The sequence below is a fragment of the Bacillus sp. ABR genome (genome assembly GCF_056172715.1).
The window spans coordinates 695,206-711,658 of the sequence record NZ_JAOYSL010000002.1 but is presented as its reverse complement, the minus strand read 5'-3'; the positions used below and the strand labels follow the sequence as shown (position 1 = coordinate 711,658).

Genomic DNA, 16,453 nt, shown 5'->3' with positions numbered 1-16,453 from the left:
ATTTGAGAGATCTTTGATCATTGACCGCACATGATAGAATAGAAAGACAGTAGAGAAGACATACATCAATTGAGGTGGCCGGTTTGCTTCATTTAATTATCATGATGATCGAGCGTGTAGGGATCATCGTTATTCTAGGATTTGTGCTTGCTCATGTGAAGGGCTTTCGCAATCTATTGCTACATAATCAAGGATTTCGGAAAAAGGCAATCCTTGTCTTCATTTTTGCTTCTTTTAGCATTATCAGCAATTACACAGGAATTGAAATCCAGCAGCAAATTGTCATGAATCATGAGTTTTCTTATCATCTCGGCTCGTCAAGCTCTATCGCCAATACGAGAATTATGGGGATCGAAATGGGCGGTTTGATCGGGGGGCCGTTTGTAGGGATTGGTGCAGGGCTTTTAGCTGGAATTCATCGCTATTCCCTTGGAGGAAGCACCGCGCTCAGCTGTGCGATTTCTTCCATTTTAGCCGGTGTCATTGCAGGTTATGTCGGCAGCAGGTTTAAGCGGAGGAATCGAATGGTGACACCTCGCCAAGCAGCTTTTTTTGGTGTGGCGATGGAATCATTACAGATGATCATTATCCTTCTGTTTGCAAGGCCATTCGCCGATGCATGGGGGCTAGTCAGTATCATTGCCCTGCCGATGATTTTTGTGAATGGAATCGGTAGCTTTATCTTTTTATCTATTTTACAGTCAGTCATTCGGCAAGAAGAGCAGGCAAAGGCGATGCAGACGCATCGTGTATTTTTGATCGCCGATCAAACACTGCCTTTTTTCCGCCAAGGGTTAAATGAACAGTCTTGTAAAAGTGTGGCGGAGATCATTCATCGGTTGACTGAAACAGATGCGGTCTCTTTAACAGATACAGAAAAGATTTTAGCGCATGTCGGAGATGGAACAGATCATCATATTCCATCTAAAAGCCTGATTACGGGGCTGTCGAAACAAGTCTTGATGAGCGGCAAGATTATGAAGGCACATTCGAAGGGCGAAATCAATTGTTCCGTCGCTCATTGCCCTCTTGAAGCCGCAATCGTGCTGCCGCTCACTTCTAACGGTCAAACGATCGGGACGTTAAAAATGTATTTCAATTCTCCGGTCGGATTAAGCAGGGTGGAAGAGGAGCTTGCAGAAGGTTTGGCGATGCTGTTTTCCACACAGCTTGAGCTTGGAGAGGCGGAAACTCAAAGCCGCCTGCTAAAAGATGCAGAGATCAAAGCCCTTCAAGCACAAGTGAACCCGCACTTTTTATTTAACGCCATTAATACCATCTCTGTTTTGTGCAGAACCAATGTGGAGATGGCAAGGAAGCTGCTGTTGCAGCTAAGTATTTATTTTCGCTCAAATATGCAAGGTGCCCGCCAGCTGCTGATTCCGATGCATAAAGAGATTCAGCATGTGGAGGCATATTTGTCACTTGAACAAGCAAGATTTCCAAATAAGTACCATGTGACCTTTCAAATTGAAAAGGAGCTGGAGCAGGTGATGATTCCGCCCTTTGTGATTCAGGTGCTTGTTGAAAACGCTGTGAGACATGCTTTTCCTAAACATCAAACAAATTGTGAAGTCATCGTATCCGCTTTGATGAAAGATGGGCATGTTTATATGAAAGTAACAGATAATGGGCAGGGAATTGAAGATGATAAGATGGCTCAACTATTAAAAGCGCCTGTCGAATCACTAGAAGGAACAGGGACAGCCCTTTTTAATTTAGATCAGCGGTTAAGAGGGATTTTTGGCAGACAAGCTGCTTTATCGATTCATAGTGACCAAGGCACTGACATCTCATTTCGCATTCCAATGGATTATGTAAAAAAGGATGATTCTCATTGATGAAGGTATTAATTGTAGATGATGAAGTATTAGCAAGAGATGAATTAAAATACTTATTACGAAGAACGAAAGAGGAAGTTCAAATAGAGGAAGCAGAAAATATAGAATCTGCTTTTGATCGGATGGTTGATCAGAAGCCGGATCTGCTCTTTTTAGACATTGATTTATCTGGTGAGAATGGATTTGATATTGCCAAAAGGCTCAACCGGATGTCTGATCCGCCAGCGGTTGTATTTGCGACAGCCTTTGATCAATATGCGCTGAAGGCGTTTGAGGTAAGTGCGCTTGATTACTTAACAAAACCATTCGATGAAGAGCGTTTGCTCCAGACCATTCAAAAGTTTAAAAAATGGAAATCTGTTGAAACGCAAGAGCACCAGCTGTTAGATGAGAAAATACCCCATCAGCAAAAATTAGCGATATCAGTTGATGACTCTATTGTGATCCTGCAAGTTGAAGAGATCATGTATGTAGGACTAAGCGAGGGGAAAAAGGTTGTGAAAACAAAGGATCACATGTATGAGGTCACAGAACCGCTGGTGGTCATTGAAAAGAAACTCCCTGAGGCTTATTTTATGAGGGTCCATCGCAGCTATATCGTGAATACCTCTCATATGAAAGAAGTACAGCCGTGGTTTAATTCGACGTACAATCTGCATATGACAGACGGGTCCATCATTCCTGTCAGCCGCACATATGCCAAAGAATTAAAGAAGTCACTCCTGCTAGAGTAGGAGGGCTTTTTTTGTTTGTATTTCAATACTCGTTTTTTGCATTTCAGTCATTGAATTCAGCGAGTTTTATTGTAAACGCTTCATTCATTTATTTCATGTCTTATACTGAGGGCAGTCGAAGAAAGAGGTGAAGGGGCATGAGTGCCACGAAAGTATATGGATTTTTATCTCAAGCATTTATTTTTGCAACCGTAATGTTCGTTTCTAATCTCATTTCAATGTATTTACCGATTCCGATGCCCGCATCCGTGATTGGTTTGGTTCTATTATTTGTTTTGTTAACAACGAAAATCGTCAAACTGGAGCAGGTGGAGCAATTAGGTACATCATTGACAGGACTCATTAGCTTTCTATTTGTTCCCTCTGGGATATCAGTTATTCAATCACTAGGTGTCATGCAAGAAGTAGGTGTGCAAGTAGTCGGCGTCATTATCATTGCAACCATTATGTTACTTGCAGCGACAGGGCTGTTTTCACAGCTTCTCATGCAATTATCAGAAAGACCACAGAAACGTAAAGAGACGAAGGAGAGTAAATCTGCTCCTTCTCATTCAAATAAACCAGCTTCAAGTACGCATTAAAGGAGAGATGCAAAATGGGTACAAGTACAATGAGTCCTTATTTTGGCATTGTCGTCTCATTAGTCGCTTTTGGAATAGGGACATTCTTATTTAAAAAATCAAAAGGTTTCTTCTTGTTCACCCCGCTGTTTGTGGCGATGGTACTGGGCATTTTATTTTTGAAAGTTGGCGGTTTTTCCTACGCAGATTATAATGAGGGCGGCAAGATTATCAAATTTTTCTTAGAGCCTGCCACGATTGCTTTCGCTATCCCGCTTTATAAGCAAAGAGCCTTGCTTAAAAAATATTGGTGGCAAATTTTATCCGCTATTTTTGTAGGTTCACTTTGTTCCATTACGATCGTATATCTCGTAGCAAAAGGAATTCATTTAGATGCGGCTGTGATGAAAAGCATGCTTCCACAAGCAGCGACAACAGCGATTGCTCTCCCGATTGCAAAAGATATTGGCGGAATTGCAGATATCACAGCCTTTGCGGTCATATTTAATGCCGTCATTGTCTATGCACTAGGTGCCTTCTTCTTAAAATTGTTCCGCATTAAAAACCCAGTGGCAAAAGGTCTTGCACTTGGTACATCAGGACATGCACTTGGAGTTTCTGTTGGAATTGAGATGGGAGAAGTAGAAGCAGCTATGGCAAGTATCGCCGTTGTGGTCGTAGGTGTTGTGACCGTTATCGTCATCCCAATCTTTATGCAATTGATTCTTTGATAGCGTCATTGTGTGAAAAAGTCTTGCCCAATTCGTTTCATCGTGTTACACTGAAAAAGTTGTTTCAAGAGTTCGGTTACTTGACGGACAAATGAAAATTGTGTAGAATAGTTAACGAATTGAATAGATATCACAAGCAGAAGCACCCGCTTCTCACCTGATTGACACATGTTTGTAGTTGACAGGTTGACCGTACATTTATTTTTTCATGCAAATGTTCGCAGTGTGGGTGTTTTATATGCCCACACTTTTTGTTTGCCTGTAAAACATACAACGAAATGGTCAAAATGAATTGTGAACTCAATTCAAAATCTCATGGAGGTGGCTCACTATTAGCAAAGATCAATTAGTTAATGAAGGTATTCGTGCGCGTGAAGTTCGTTTGATCGGACAAAATGGCGATCAGCTGGGGATTAAAACCCGCCAGGAAGCTCTGGAAATTGCTGCTAAAGCTAATCTTGACCTTGTGTTAGTTGCTGCAAATGCAAAACCACCTGTTTGCCGAATCATGGACTATGGTAAGTTCCGATTCGAACAGCAGAAGAAGGAAAAAGAGGCACGTAAGAATCAAAAAATCATTAGCTTAAAAGAAGTTCGGTTGAGCCCGACAATCGATGAACATGATTTTAACACGAAGCTCCGTAATGCAATCAAATTCCTTGAAAAGGGAGATAAAGTGAAAGCTTCTATCCGCTTTAAAGGCCGTGCGATTACGCATAAAGAAATCGGACAGCGCGTGTTAGACCGTTTCTCTGAAGCTTGCGCTGAAGTAGCAACAGTAGAAACAAAACCTAAGATGGACGGACGCAGCATGTTCCTCATGCTTGCACCAAAAGTCGAAAAGTAAAGTAACAGAGGGAGGAAACATCCAATGCCAAAAATGAAAACTCACCGCGGATCTGCTAAACGTTTCAAAAAAACAGGTTCTGGTAAACTTAAACGTTCTCATGCGTACACAAGTCACTTGTTCGCTAACAAATCTACAAAGCAAAAACGTAAATTGCGTAAGAGCGCAATCGTAAGTGCTGGAGATTTCAAACGTATCAAACAACAACTTGCAAACATCAAGTAATTTGGAATAGGAATCATAGGAGGGAATTACAATGCCAAGAGTAAAAGGCGGAACTGTGTCGCGTCAGCGTCGTAAAAAGGTTCTTAAATTAGCAAAAGGTTATTTCGGTTCAAAACATAGATTATACAAAGTAGCAAACCAACAGGTGATGAAATCTGGAAACTACGCTTTCCGTGACCGTCGTCAGAAAAAACGTGACTTCCGTAAACTATGGATCACTCGTATCAACGCTGCAGCTCGTATGAACGGTCTTTCTTACAGCCGTTTAATGCATGGCTTAAAGCTTTCTGGTATCGAAGTAAACCGCAAAATGCTTGCTGACCTTGCTGTGAATGACCTAAATGCATTCAATCAGCTTGCTGATGCTGCAAAAGCACAACTAGACAAGTAAGTTTTATAAAAGATCATTCCTTTGAGGGGTGATCTTTTTTTCTCATCATGTGAGGTGAAATGAATGAATATGGCTTTGATCCTGCTGCTTATTTTAGTGAATGGCTACGGCTTTTTTCTCATGGGTGAGGACAAACGCCGAGCCAAAGCACATAAATGGAGAATTTCAGAGGCGCATTTATGGAGTGCTGCGGTGCTTTTTGGCGCCGCTGGATCGTATCTGGGAATGCAGTATTTCCGGCATAAAACAAAGCATCCTGCCTTTCAAATCGGCATGCCTGTATTAATGATTTTGCAGTTGATTCTATTGGGCTATATCCAAGTTACTTGAAAAAGGAGCAGACGCCATCAGGACGGCGTGTCTGCTCCTTTTTTTTGTTTGATTTTTTTAATGGGCTGATCCCAATCAATTTTGGTTTGAGGATAACGCTCGATAATGTTTTCCTCTAGTTTTTCAAAGTCTTCTAATGTAAATTCACTCAGCTTCTCAGGTGACTCCGTCCAAACGTAAATGGAGTGGACAAACAGAGGATGATCCTTAGAAGGAACATGCTTCTCCCCTTCAAACAAGACACCTTTATAGACGAAATTAAAGTTTTTGCGCGCGTTTTGCTGTTCGTCCATAAAATAAAAGCCTTCTTTTAATTGTGCTTGTTTCAGCTTTCTTCTCGGATTTGAGAAGAATTTTACCGCCATGTAGAAGATGTAGACAAGCAGTGCAACAAGAGCTAGTCTCATGAGGATTACAAACATGACAGGATGCACCTCCAATACCGTTATCTGATGTACTACGAATGAAAACGCCAAAAGGTTTCAACTTTTTTTAAAAAAATATTTCGTAAAACGAAAAAATATTCATAAAAAGATCGTATTGAACGAAAGAGGTTTTGTATAATAAGAATGCACCATGAAGATAAAGGAGGATAAATGGAATGACAAAGCTAGATCAAACATTAACTATGCTGAAAGACCTAACGGATGCAAAAGGGATCCCAGGAAATGAACGTGATGTCAAAAAAGTCATGCAGACATACATAGAATCATATGCAGATGAAGTCTCTACAGACCGCCTTGGCAGCTTGATTGCTAAAAAGGAAGGAAACGCAAACGGGCCTAAAATTATGCTCGCAGGTCACTTAGATGAAGTAGGGTTCATGGTGACAAAAATTGATGACAAAGGCTACATTCGTTTTCAAACAGTCGGCGGCTGGTGGTCACAGGTCATGCTCGCTCAGCGTGTCACCATTGTAACGAAAAAGGGAGAGATTACAGGGGTCATTGGTTCTAAACCACCACACGTCTTGTCACCTGAAGCTCGCAAAAAGTCAATTGAGATTACGGATATGTTTATTGATATTGGGGCGTCAAGCAAAGAACAGGCAATGGAGTGGGGCGTACTGCCTGGAGATCAAATCGTTCCTTACTTTGAGTTTACAGTCATGAATGATGAAAAAATGCTCCTTGCAAAAGCATGGGACAACCGCATTGGCTGTGCGGTGGCCATTGATGTTATGAAAAACTTACACAATGCTGAGCATGAGAATATTGCTTACAGCGTCGCAACTGTCCAAGAGGAAGTAGGCCTGCGCGGAGCTAAAACAGCAGCGGCTACGATTCAGCCTGATATTGGATTTGCCATTGATGTAGGTGTGGCAGGAGATACACCAGGCATCACTGAGAAAGAAGCAACAAGCAAACTTGGCAAAGGCCCAACGATTGTTGTATTTGATGCTTCAATGGTCTCTCATAAAGGACTTCGTGATTTTGTTGTCCAAACAGCGGATGAGCTGAACATTCCTTATCAATATGACTCAATGCCTGGCGGCGGGACAGATGCTGGCGGTATTCATTTAACGGGGCATGGTGTTCCATCACTATCTATCGGGATTCCGAGCAGATATATTCATACCCATGCTGCAATGATTCACCGAGATGATTATGAAAATGCAGTGAAGCTTTTAACAGAAGTGATCAAAAGACTTGATCAAAAAACCGTCGAACAAATTACGTACGGTTCATAAGTAAGGAAGCCTTTCCTCAGCAGGGGAAAGGCTTTTTTTATTGAATTTCCCAGGAAATGAACGGTGTTTTTTTAAGATGCACCAAAAGAACTGTTTTTGGCAAAAGAAGAGAACATTTCCTAGTGAATAAGGCACATGTGATCAAGCGTTTATTTTTGTAAGATGAAAGCAATAAAAAGGACAGAGCCATAGAATGCCCTGCCAAAAGAGAGTTTATGGAAGTAGGTGAAGCTACCTTAAGAATAAACACATTATTCTTATTTGTCAACTTGGTTTTAAAAGAAAGAAAAATCAATCAATTTATGTTATATTTGTAACAAATTGTTTATACAAAGGGGATGGTTAAATGAATGCGGTTACAATTGTAATAGGATCTATGTGTATTTTAGCGATTGCCTATCGTCTTTATGGCACATTTATGATGGTCAAGGTATTAAAGGTGACAGATGATCATCCTACACCGGCTCACCTACTAGAGGACGGGAAAGATTATGTGCCGACAAACAAATGGGTCACATTTGGGCATCACTTTGCTGCGATTGCAGCTGCTGGTCCGTTAGTGGGTCCGATATTAGCCGCTCAATTTGGGTATTTACCTGGTCTCCTTTGGCTTTTAATTGGTGCCGTCATAGGTGGAGCTGTACATGATCTAGTCGTCTTATTTGCGTCGATGCGTAAAAAGGGGAAATCATTATCAGAGGTAGCGAAGGAAGAGCTGGGACCTGTTGCTGGTTTTTGTACAGGGCTTGCGATGCTGTTTATTATTACAATCACAATGGCAGGTTTGTCTATGGTTGTGCTTCATGCTCTTGAACGAAACCCTTGGGGGACATTTGCAGTTGGAATTACGATTCCGATTGCGATGGGGGTTGGTCTGTATTATAAAAAAACAGGCAATTTAAAGCTGGCGACATCTGCGGGATTTATTTTGCTGATGTTTGGTGTATTCCTTGGTCCAAATATTCAAGGAACGGCACTAGGTGATTTTTTAACACTTGATACAAAAACGCTTGCTCTTGCCCTGCCGATCTATGCCTTTTTTGCTGCGGCTCTGCCAGTTTGGCTGCTGCTTGCACCGAGGGACTATTTAAGTAGTTTTATGAAAATTGGTGTATTCATTGCGCTGATTGCCGGCATCTTTGTGGTGAATCCGTCCATTCAATTCCCGGCGTTTACAGAGTTTGTGAACGGAGGAGGACCTGTATTAGCTGGTCCTGTCTGGCCATTTATTTCGATTACCATTGCTTGCGGTGCTATTTCTGGTTTCCACGCATTTGTTGGTTCAGGGACAACACCTAAGATGCTGGACCGCTGGAGTGATATGAAGCCTGTTGCGTTTGGCGCAATGCTGGTCGAATGCTTAGTTGGGATTATGGCTTTAATTGCGGCTACGGCCCTGCATCCAGGAGATTATTTTGCGATAAACAGTACGCCAGAAGTGTTCCGGACACTTGGTATGAGCGTTGAAAACCTTCCGCAGCTAAGTAAGGAAATCGGCCTTGATTTAGAAGGAAGAACGGGTGGTGCCGTAACATTAGCGGTAGGGATGGCGTATATTTTTACGGGAATTCCGTTCTTTAGTCATTTGGCTTCTTACTTCTTCCAGTTCGTCATTATGTTTGAGGCTGTTTTTATTTTAACGGCTATTGATGCGGGTACACGTGTGGCACGCTATTTGATTCAAGACTTCTTAGGTGAAGCATATAAACCGCTTAAACGAACTGACTGGGTACCTGGTTCGGTGTTTGCAAGTGCGCTTGCTTGTTTTATGTGGGGATACTTACTTTACTCAGGTGACATCGGGTCTATTTGGGCGCTGTTTGGGGTTTCAAACCAGTTAATGGCTTCGGTTGGATTGATCATCGGGGCAACGGTTGTATTAAAAATTGCAGATAAAAGACGTTATATGCTGACTTGTTTAATTCCGCTTGCTTACTTATATGTGACGGTGAATTATGCAGGCTATTGGATGGTAGCGAATGTATATCTCAATCCTGAAGCATCCGGCTATAGTGTGCTGAATGCGGTGCTTTCGATCATCATGCTGATCTTAGGGTTTGTGATTATTGTGTTTGCAATTAAAAAATGGGTTGAAATCTGGCGTGATCCAGCGCTTCGAATGGAAACGCCTATCACTGGCTAAATGAAAAAGGCCGGCTTGCTTTTATAAGCAAACCGGCTTCTTTTATTGCTGCTGCTGAGGCTTTAAGCCTTGCTCTAATGTTTCAAGGATCTCATTTTTTTCGTTTTCTGATGCTTCTTGCCATAGCACCTCAAACAACACACCAAGACCTGGCAGCATTTTTTCCTCGCCGCTTTGAATAGCATCTAAAATCGTATGTTCAAGCTGCTCTTGATTATGGCCAGTAATGTTTTGAATGACTGCGCCTCTTAAATTAAAATCCATTGCCCACACTCCTTTTTTGATGGTAATAGCCCTATTCTGTCTCAAAGACAGGTTTATTATGTAGTGTGCATGAGATATAATAAATTCATGATAATTAAAGGAGTTAACGTCGCTTGAAATATATAGAATCAGCTAAAAACACAAACATTAAACAGTGGAAAAAGCTCCATACGAAAAAAGAAAGAACGAAAACGGGGCTGTTTCTCGTTGAGGGAATACACTTAGTCGAAGAAGCATTAAAGAGCGGGATCGTGAAGGAATTAATGGTCACCTCGCCCGATAGGCTTCCTCCTCATATCCAGCCTGACATTGAGCTTTATGAACTGAGCGAAGAGGCCTTTTCTGCCATGACAGAAACAGAAACGCCTCAGCACATTGCCGCTGTCTGTACAGTTCCTGTTTTTGAAGAAAAGAAGGTTGAACGGCTTCTTTTATTAGACGCAGTGCAGGATCCGGGGAATTTAGGCACACTCATTCGAACAGCAGATGCCGCTGGTCTTGATGCTGTGATCTTAGGAGAAGGAACCGTTGATGCGTTTAACGGAAAAACGCTCCGTTCCGCACAAGGGTCTCATTTCCACCTGCCTATCTTAAAGCAATCCCTTCAACAGGCAATCATGGAACTGAAAGAACGAGGCTTACCTGTATACGGCAGTGCTTTAAAAGATGCGAAAGAGTATAAAAGCGTAACGGCAGAAGGCCCATTTGCTTTAATTGTTGGAAATGAAGGAGCTGGTATTGATCCAGAGATTCTGCAAATGACAGACCAAAATTTATATGTACCAATGTATGGGCAGGCAGAATCATTAAATGTAGCTGTTGCAGCAGCTGTTCTTGTCTATCATTTGCGTGGATAATGTTGCAACATGCGTTCATTTTCACTATAATAAAACTAATATTTTAAAAACCATGATAGAGGAAGATTGTTTCAAGAAGCGGCCTTATAGGGAGAATGCATCGTAGACTGAAAGTGCATTTAAGGAAAGCTGAAACAGGAATTCACCTCTGGAGTTGTCACCGGGACCGCAGGCGTTGCTTTGCGTAAAGGTGAACCGGATTCGTTTGATTCCGTTATGTCAATGAAGCTTATTCGCACATGCATTTGTGCTTAACAAGGGTGGTACCGCGACCACAACTCGTCCCTTCTTTTATGGAGGGACGGGTTTTTTTATTGTCTTCAAACGATCAAACAGCCGTTTATCCGAGCGGTTTTGTATATCAAAAGGAGGATTACACTCATGCAAGAAACGTTAAAACAGCTTGAAACAGAGGCGATAGCGAAGGTTGAAGCAGCTAGCTCGCTCAAAGAGGTCAATGACATTCGGGTTCAATATTTAGGGAAAAAAGGACCGATTACAGAAGTACTTCGCGGAATGGGCAAGCTCTCCGCGGAAGAAAGACCAAAAATGGGTGCACTCGCAAACGAAGTAAGAGAGCAGATTGCTGGTGCCATTGCTGAAAAAAATGAACAGCTTGAAGCAGAAGAAGTAAAGAAAAAACTTGCTTCTCAAACGATCGATGTTACTTTGCCGGCAAGTCCAATCAAAATAGGGGCAAGACATCCATTAACGATAGTTGTCGAAGACATTGAAGATTTATTTATCGGAATGGGCTATACCGTTGAGGAAGGTCCTGAAGTGGAAACGGATTACTATAACTTTGAAGCATTGAATCTTCCAAAGGAGCATCCGGCACGTGATATGCAGGACAGCTTCTATATTACGGAAGATACACTGATGAGAACACAAACATCACCAGTTCAAGCACGTACACTTGAGAAATATAAAGGACAAGGTCCTGTGAAGATCATCTGTCCTGGGAAAGTATATAGACGTGACAGTGATGACGCGACTCATTCACATCAATTTATGCAAATTGAAGGGCTTGTCGTCGATCACAATATTAGCATGAGTGATCTAAAAGGAACGCTGGAGACAGTCGCAAGAAAAATGTTTGGAGAAGATCGTGAAATTAGACTGCGTCCAAGCTTTTTCCCATTCACAGAACCGTCTGTTGAAGTTGATGTGTCTTGCTTTAAATGCGGCGGGAAGGGCTGCTCTGTATGTAAAGGAACAGGCTGGATCGAGATTTTAGGTGCAGGAATGGTTCATCCGAATGTCCTGAAAATGAGTGGATTTGATCCAGAAACTTACCAAGGCTTTGCTTTTGGAATGGGTGTGGAACGGATTGCGATGCTGAAATACGGCATTGATGATATTCGCCATTTCTACACAAATGACATTAGATTCACAAAGCAATTCAAGCAGGACTAAGAGGAGGAAATCAACATGTTTGTTTCATATAAATGGTTAGAAGACTATGTCGATTTAGAAGGCATCGAGCCAGATGAATTAGCAGAAAAAATCACAAGAAGCGGAATTGAAGTGGAAGCCGTTGAATATAAAGGTGAAGGCATCAAAGGGGTTGTCGTTGGACACGTCATTGAACGTGAACAGCATCCGAATGCAGATAAATTAAACAAATGTCTTGTTGATATCGGCGAAGACGCACCGGTGCAAATTATTTGCGGGGCTCCGAATGTGGAGAAAGGACAGCATGTGGCCGTCGCAACAGTTGGGGCAGTCCTTCCTGGCAACTTCAAAATTAAAAAAGCAAAACTGCGCGGTGAAGAGTCTCATGGCATGATTTGTTCTCTGCAAGAATTAGGCGTAGAGAGCAAGCTCGTACCAAAAGAATATGCAGAAGGCATCTTTGTTTTCCCGAATGACGTGAAACCAGGGGATGATGCCCTTCAAGCACTTCAATTAGATGATGCAGTACTTGAGCTTGGCTTAACACCAAACCGTGCCGATGCCCTGAATATGCTAGGTGTCGCTTATGAGGTTGCGGCCATTTTAGGAAGAGACATCAAGCTTCCTGATACAGCACATGACACTTCTTCCGAAAAAGCAGCAGACTATATTTCTGTAAAAATTGAGGATCAAGAAGCGAATCCACTTTATGCAGCAAAGATCATTAAAAATGTAAAAGTTGGACCAGCACCGCTTTGGATGCAAACAAGACTGATGAATGCAGGCATTCGTCCAATTAACAACGTCGTGGATATTACAAATTTTGTACTGCTTGAATACGGCCAGCCGCTTCATGCCTTTGATTATGACCGCTTTGGTTCAAAACAGGTGGTCGTTCGTAAAGCCACTAATAGCGAAATCATTCAAACACTCGATGAACAAGAGCGTACATTATCATCAAAGCATCTTGTCATTACGAATGGAACGAAAGCGCACGCGGTAGCAGGCGTCATGGGCGGCTTTGAATCAGAGGTGCGTGATGAGACGACGACGATTCTTTTAGAAGCGGCATATTTCAACGGTCAAACAGTCCGTCAAGCATCTAGAGACTTAGGACTTCGCAGTGAATCAAGCACACGATTTGAAAAAGGACTCGATCCGCAGCGTACGAAGCCGGCAGCAGAAAGAGCAGCTCAATTGATCAGCATGTATGCAGGCGGTGAAGTGCTAAGCGGTACAGTTGAGGAAAATCATCTTGAAGCAAGTATGAATGTCATCCACGTATCAACTGAGCGTGTGAACAAGGTGCTTGGAATGAACATTTCAAAAGAAGATATGATTCAGATTTTCAACAAACTAGGCTTCACAGTGGGCGAATCAAATGATGTTCTTGTCGTAACAGTTCCTTCCCGCAGAATGGATATTACGATTGAAGAAGACCTCATTGAAGAAGTCGCAAGATTATATGGCTACGATAATATTCCATCTACACTGCCTGCGACAGCTGGCACGGTTGGCGGTCTCACGCCATACCAAGTGAAGCGCAGAAAGGTAAGACGTTTCTTAGAGGGCGCAGGACTTTCTCAAGCGATTACGTATTCATTGACGAATCAGCATAAGTCCACAGCTTTTGCCTTGCATCCAGCTTATGAAACGAGGCTTTCTCTGCCAATGAGTGAGGAACGCAGTGTGCTGAGACAAAGTCTTTTGCCAAACTTACTTGATTCTGTAGCATATAACTTGGCAAGACAAGCTGATTCATTTGGATTTTATGAAACGGGATCTGTTTTCTTAGCAGAAGCTGAAGGAGCAAAACCAGTGGAAAAAGAACATGTCGCTGGTACGCTGACAGGCTTATGGCATAAAAATCTTTGGCAGGGTGAGAAAAAAGCCGTCGATTTTTATGTAGCGAAAGGAATTGCTGAAGGATTGTTCGAAAAGCTTGGTGTGTCAGACCAAATCACATATGTTCAAGCAGAGCGTGACGGTCTTCACCCAGGTCGAACAGCAGATGTTCACTTAAATGGTAAAGTCATTGGCTTTGTTGCCGCACTGCATCCAGTTGTTGAAAAAGAATTGGATTTAAAAGAAACGTATGTGTTCGAGTTTGATTTAACAGATGTGATGACATCTGAAACGAAGGATATGAAATATACAGCGATTCCGAGATTCCCTGCTGTGACAAGAGATATCGCACTTGTTGTCGATCAGCATATCTCAAGCGGACAGCTGGAGCGAGTCATCTATGAAGCAGGTGGTCATCTACTCACAGACCTCTCTGTATTTGATGTGTACGAAGGGGAACATATGGAAGAAGGCAAAAAATCTGTTGCATTCTCTCTTCAATATTTAAACCCTGAACAAACGTTGACTGAGGAAGAAGTCACAGCTGTTCATACAAAAGTATTGAAAGCACTAGAAGATACGTATCAAGCCATCTTACGCGGTTAAAGAAAAAAAGCTAAGGCCTCATGGGCCCTAGCTTTTTTTATAGCATTTTTTTCGCTTTTTGTGTGTTGGCAAAATGCAGCTTTGTAAATTGACGTAAAGCATCTTCACCATGCAGCTTGATGAGCTTGGCGGCGGCCTTGTCTACATGAGGGCCGGCTCCTTTTGGGATGTCAAAGCCTGCAGCCTTTGATAATTTGTCCATTTCAATTAAAAAGGCGTACCTTGCGATAATGGAAGCCGCAGCGACTGACAAATGGATGCCTTCTGCTTTTGTACTAAAATACGTCCGCTCCCGAATGATTTTTTTCCCAGCCAGATGCCTGAAATAAATGCCTGGTTCTGCAAACTGGTCAATCAAAATAGCCTCAGGCTGCTGTCCGCCCAGTTTTTCTAGCACAGAGGTGATGACTTGATTATGAAGCAGTGCCTTCATTTTTCCTTGACTCATGCCCTTTTCCTGCATCGTATTGTACTTTTCATTTCGGAGGACGAGAAGGCTGAACGGAATGGTTTTGATGAGATCCTTGGCAATGTTGATAATTTGCGGGTCCTTTAATCCTTTTGAGTCTTTTACGCCAAGCTCTTTCATTAAAGCAAGCTGGCTGGCATCAACATAGGCCGCACAGACTGTGATCGGTCCAAAATAATCACCTGTACCTACTTCATCTGAACCGATGACCGACATGGAAGCGATGCCGGGCGGCGGACTGTATTTTGTAACAGCAGGTGCTTTTTGACTTTTCGTATCAGCTGCTTGCAAGTGGCTGAACTGACTGGCTTCAGCTTCTGCCTTTTGTCCTTGAAAGAGCACTTTCCCAGATCGATAGGCTGTAATCGTACAGCCAGGGACTTTTGCTTGAAAGAGGGCACCTGGCGGCAAAGTGTCTGTTAAATGGTGCGCATACGCGCTCTTCATCTTTTTGAGGTCTTCTGATGTTGCTTTTAAAACGGATTGGGGCACAGTGGATAACTCCTTTTTACCTTGATATCATTGATTTCTAAAGTGTACCATAACAGGGAAGGGCTCGTCTTTCCATTCAATGTCTAAACATGTTATGATAGAGACTAGGATTCTCGTGGAATGGAGGAGAAACGTTGTCTGACGGCGGTAAAACGAAAACAACAGTTGAGATTTACGGACAGTCCTATACGATCATCGGACAAGAAACGAAGATGCATATGCGACATGTTGCGTCAATTGTTGATGATAAAATGAGAGAAATAAACGAAAAAAATCCATACCTTGATATAAACAAATTAGCTGTACTGACAGCAGTCAATGTCGTCCACGACTACTTGAAATTAAAAGAGCAATACGAAAAATTAGAGATTCAGCTAAAAGAAAAGGAATGAAATTACCGTGATCGATATCATCATTTTGTTTTTGCTTCTTATGGGAACGCTTGTCGGTCTAAAACGCGGGTTTATTCTTCAATTTATTAAATTGATCAGCTTTGTTGTTTCTATCTTAGTGGCTTCCATGTTTTATCAGTCACTTGCACCACAGCTTACGTGGATTCCAGCACCTAATTTTAGCGGCGGTCAACCGCAGCTTGCTTTCTTTAGTGGAAATCTAGAAACAGCTTATTATAATACCATTGCGTTTATCATTCTGTTTATCTTGACCAAAATCCTGCTCGCCATCATTGGCGGATTGCTCACAACCATTGCAAGTATACCTGTGATTAAACAGGTGAACAAACTGCTTGGCGGTGTTTTAGGATTTCTTGAAACCTATTTATTTGTGTTTATTCTATTGTTTGTCGCTGCATTACTACCAGTAGATGCACTGCAGACAATGATGAGCAAATCAATGTTAGCAGATGTGATCGTAAACAACACCCCTTACCTGTCCGGTCTTGTCAAAGACCTATGGTCGACGTATGGAGTTTAAAAACTTCTCCTTTCCTGGAGAAGTTTTTTCTCATTCCATGACAGAAAGTTGTAGGATGAAGGGAAAGTTTGTATATTTATATAGGAAGATGCCAAAGCGG

The 16,453-nt window shown here is 42.2% G+C and carries 18 protein-coding genes and 1 other annotated feature; of the genes, 15 read left to right on the top strand and 3 right to left on the bottom strand.

Annotation, left to right across the window (positions count from 1 at the left end):
- Positions 1-83 precede the first annotated feature (83 nt).
- The 8 genes from OIT90_RS09115 to OIT90_RS09080 all read left to right on the top strand — a co-directional run bounded on the left by OIT90_RS09115 (position 84) and on the right by OIT90_RS09080 (position 5,659).
- On the top strand, positions 84-1,841 hold the full coding sequence (locus OIT90_RS09115; protein ID WP_064497837.1) for a sensor histidine kinase: 1,758 nt from the start codon (positions 84-86) through the stop codon (positions 1,839-1,841).
- Positions 1,838-2,575: a LytR/AlgR family response regulator transcription factor gene (locus OIT90_RS09110; protein WP_039180535.1), complete on the top strand. Its 738-nt coding sequence runs from the start codon at positions 1,838-1,840 to the stop codon at positions 2,573-2,575. Before OIT90_RS09115 ends, OIT90_RS09110 begins: the two co-directional genes overlap by 4 nt.
- Positions 2,576-2,712: 137 nt before the next feature.
- A complete protein-coding gene (gene lrgA / locus OIT90_RS09105) occupies positions 2,713-3,156 on the top strand; it encodes an antiholin-like murein hydrolase modulator LrgA (protein ID WP_024425718.1) in 444 nt (147 codons plus the stop codon).
- 14 nt (positions 3,157-3,170) lie between these two features.
- Entirely contained in the window at positions 3,171-3,866 is a 696-nt protein-coding gene (gene lrgB, locus OIT90_RS09100) for an antiholin-like protein LrgB (RefSeq protein WP_024425719.1), read from the top strand.
- A 128-nt stretch (positions 3,867-3,994) separates the two neighbouring features.
- Positions 3,995-4,126: a sequence feature (ribosomal protein L20 leader region), on the top strand.
- Between the two features lie 71 nt (positions 4,127-4,197).
- On the top strand, positions 4,198-4,713 hold the full coding sequence (gene infC, locus OIT90_RS09095; RefSeq protein WP_024425720.1) for a translation initiation factor IF-3: 516 nt from the start codon (positions 4,198-4,200) through the stop codon (positions 4,711-4,713).
- 24 nt (positions 4,714-4,737) lie between these two features.
- Positions 4,738-4,938 carry a 50S ribosomal protein L35 gene (gene rpmI, locus OIT90_RS09090; RefSeq protein ID WP_003216324.1) on the top strand — a complete coding sequence of 67 codons (201 nt, stop codon included), beginning with the start codon at positions 4,738-4,740 and terminating at the stop codon, positions 4,936-4,938.
- A gap of 31 nt (positions 4,939-4,969) precedes the next feature.
- Positions 4,970-5,329: a 50S ribosomal protein L20 gene (gene rplT, locus OIT90_RS09085; RefSeq protein ID WP_007501659.1), complete on the top strand. Its 360-nt coding sequence runs from the start codon at positions 4,970-4,972 to the stop codon at positions 5,327-5,329.
- Positions 5,330-5,392: 63 nt separating this feature from the next.
- Positions 5,393-5,659, top strand: a complete 267-nt coding sequence (locus tag OIT90_RS09080; protein ID WP_039180532.1) for a DUF1294 domain-containing protein — start codon at positions 5,393-5,395, stop codon at positions 5,657-5,659.
- Between the two features lie 17 nt (positions 5,660-5,676).
- On the opposite strand, the gene OIT90_RS09075 is transcribed toward OIT90_RS09080, so the two are convergent.
- Entirely contained in the window at positions 5,677-6,081 is a 405-nt protein-coding gene (locus tag OIT90_RS09075; RefSeq protein ID WP_024426127.1) for a hypothetical protein, read from the bottom strand.
- 179 nt (positions 6,082-6,260) lie between these two features.
- Here OIT90_RS09075 and OIT90_RS09070 point away from each other — a divergent pair, with 179 nt between their 5' ends.
- Positions 6,261-7,349 (top strand): M42 family metallopeptidase, encoded by a 1,089-nt coding sequence (locus OIT90_RS09070; protein ID WP_064497840.1) that lies wholly within the window; start codon positions 6,261-6,263, stop codon positions 7,347-7,349.
- 346 nt (positions 7,350-7,695) lie between these two features.
- Positions 7,696-9,492, top strand: a complete 1,797-nt coding sequence (gene cstA / locus OIT90_RS09065) for a carbon starvation protein CstA (RefSeq protein ID WP_039180524.1) — start codon at positions 7,696-7,698, stop codon at positions 9,490-9,492.
- 42 nt (positions 9,493-9,534) lie between these two features.
- Here cstA and sspI read toward each other — a convergent pair whose 3' ends face one another.
- Positions 9,535-9,756: a small acid-soluble spore protein SspI gene (gene sspI, locus OIT90_RS09060; protein WP_024425725.1), complete on the bottom strand. Its 222-nt coding sequence runs from the start codon at positions 9,754-9,756 to the stop codon at positions 9,535-9,537.
- A gap of 113 nt (positions 9,757-9,869) precedes the next feature.
- Between sspI and OIT90_RS09055 the strand changes: the two genes are divergently transcribed.
- The 3 genes from OIT90_RS09055 to pheT all read left to right on the top strand — a co-directional run bounded on the left by OIT90_RS09055 (position 9,870) and on the right by pheT (position 14,459).
- Positions 9,870-10,613, top strand: a complete 744-nt coding sequence (locus OIT90_RS09055) for a TrmH family RNA methyltransferase (RefSeq protein WP_126681491.1) — start codon at positions 9,870-9,872, stop codon at positions 10,611-10,613.
- A gap of 381 nt (positions 10,614-10,994) precedes the next feature.
- Positions 10,995-12,029: a phenylalanine--tRNA ligase subunit alpha gene (gene pheS / locus OIT90_RS09050; RefSeq protein WP_047202641.1), complete on the top strand. Its 1,035-nt coding sequence runs from the start codon at positions 10,995-10,997 to the stop codon at positions 12,027-12,029.
- Positions 12,030-12,044: 15 nt separating this feature from the next.
- On the top strand, positions 12,045-14,459 hold the full coding sequence (gene pheT, locus OIT90_RS09045) for a phenylalanine--tRNA ligase subunit beta (RefSeq protein ID WP_474892464.1): 2,415 nt from the start codon (positions 12,045-12,047) through the stop codon (positions 14,457-14,459).
- Between the two features lie 37 nt (positions 14,460-14,496).
- On the opposite strand, the gene rnhC is transcribed toward pheT, so the two are convergent.
- Positions 14,497-15,420: a ribonuclease HIII gene (rnhC, locus tag OIT90_RS09040; protein WP_080967160.1), complete on the bottom strand. Its 924-nt coding sequence runs from the start codon at positions 15,418-15,420 to the stop codon at positions 14,497-14,499.
- A gap of 134 nt (positions 15,421-15,554) precedes the next feature.
- On the opposite strand from rnhC, the gene zapA reads away from it, so the two are divergent.
- Entirely contained in the window at positions 15,555-15,812 is a 258-nt protein-coding gene (gene zapA / locus OIT90_RS09035) for a cell division protein ZapA (protein WP_012010831.1), read from the top strand.
- Positions 15,813-15,819: 7 nt separating this feature from the next.
- Positions 15,820-16,353, top strand: coding sequence for a CvpA family protein (locus tag OIT90_RS09030; protein WP_024423226.1), 534 nt, complete (start codon positions 15,820-15,822; stop codon positions 16,351-16,353).
- Positions 16,354-16,453: the final 100 nt, after the last annotated feature.

Bases quoted from the DNA above. Each gene is read 5' to 3' on its own strand.
- pheS (WP_047202641.1), top strand. From the start codon at position 10,995: ATGCAAGAAACGTTAAAACAGCTTGAAACAGAGGCGATAGCGAAGGTT.
- OIT90_RS09070 (WP_064497840.1), top strand. From the start codon at position 6,261: ATGACAAAGCTAGATCAAACATTAACTATGCTGAAAGACCTAACGGAT.
- OIT90_RS09075 (WP_024426127.1), bottom strand. From the start codon at position 6,081: ATGTTTGTAATCCTCATGAGACTAGCTCTTGTTGCACTGCTTGTCTAC.
- lrgA (WP_024425718.1), top strand. From the start codon at position 2,713: ATGAGTGCCACGAAAGTATATGGATTTTTATCTCAAGCATTTATTTTT.
- rpmI (WP_003216324.1), top strand. From the start codon at position 4,738: ATGCCAAAAATGAAAACTCACCGCGGATCTGCTAAACGTTTCAAAAAA.
- sspI (WP_024425725.1), bottom strand. From the start codon at position 9,756: ATGGATTTTAATTTAAGAGGCGCAGTCATTCAAAACATTACTGGCCAT.
- cstA (WP_039180524.1), top strand. From the start codon at position 7,696: ATGAATGCGGTTACAATTGTAATAGGATCTATGTGTATTTTAGCGATT.
- rplT (WP_007501659.1), top strand. From the start codon at position 4,970: ATGCCAAGAGTAAAAGGCGGAACTGTGTCGCGTCAGCGTCGTAAAAAG.
- lrgB (WP_024425719.1), top strand. From the start codon at position 3,171: ATGGGTACAAGTACAATGAGTCCTTATTTTGGCATTGTCGTCTCATTA.
- pheT (WP_474892464.1), top strand. From the start codon at position 12,045: ATGTTTGTTTCATATAAATGGTTAGAAGACTATGTCGATTTAGAAGGC.
- OIT90_RS09080 (WP_039180532.1), top strand. From the start codon at position 5,393: ATGAATATGGCTTTGATCCTGCTGCTTATTTTAGTGAATGGCTACGGC.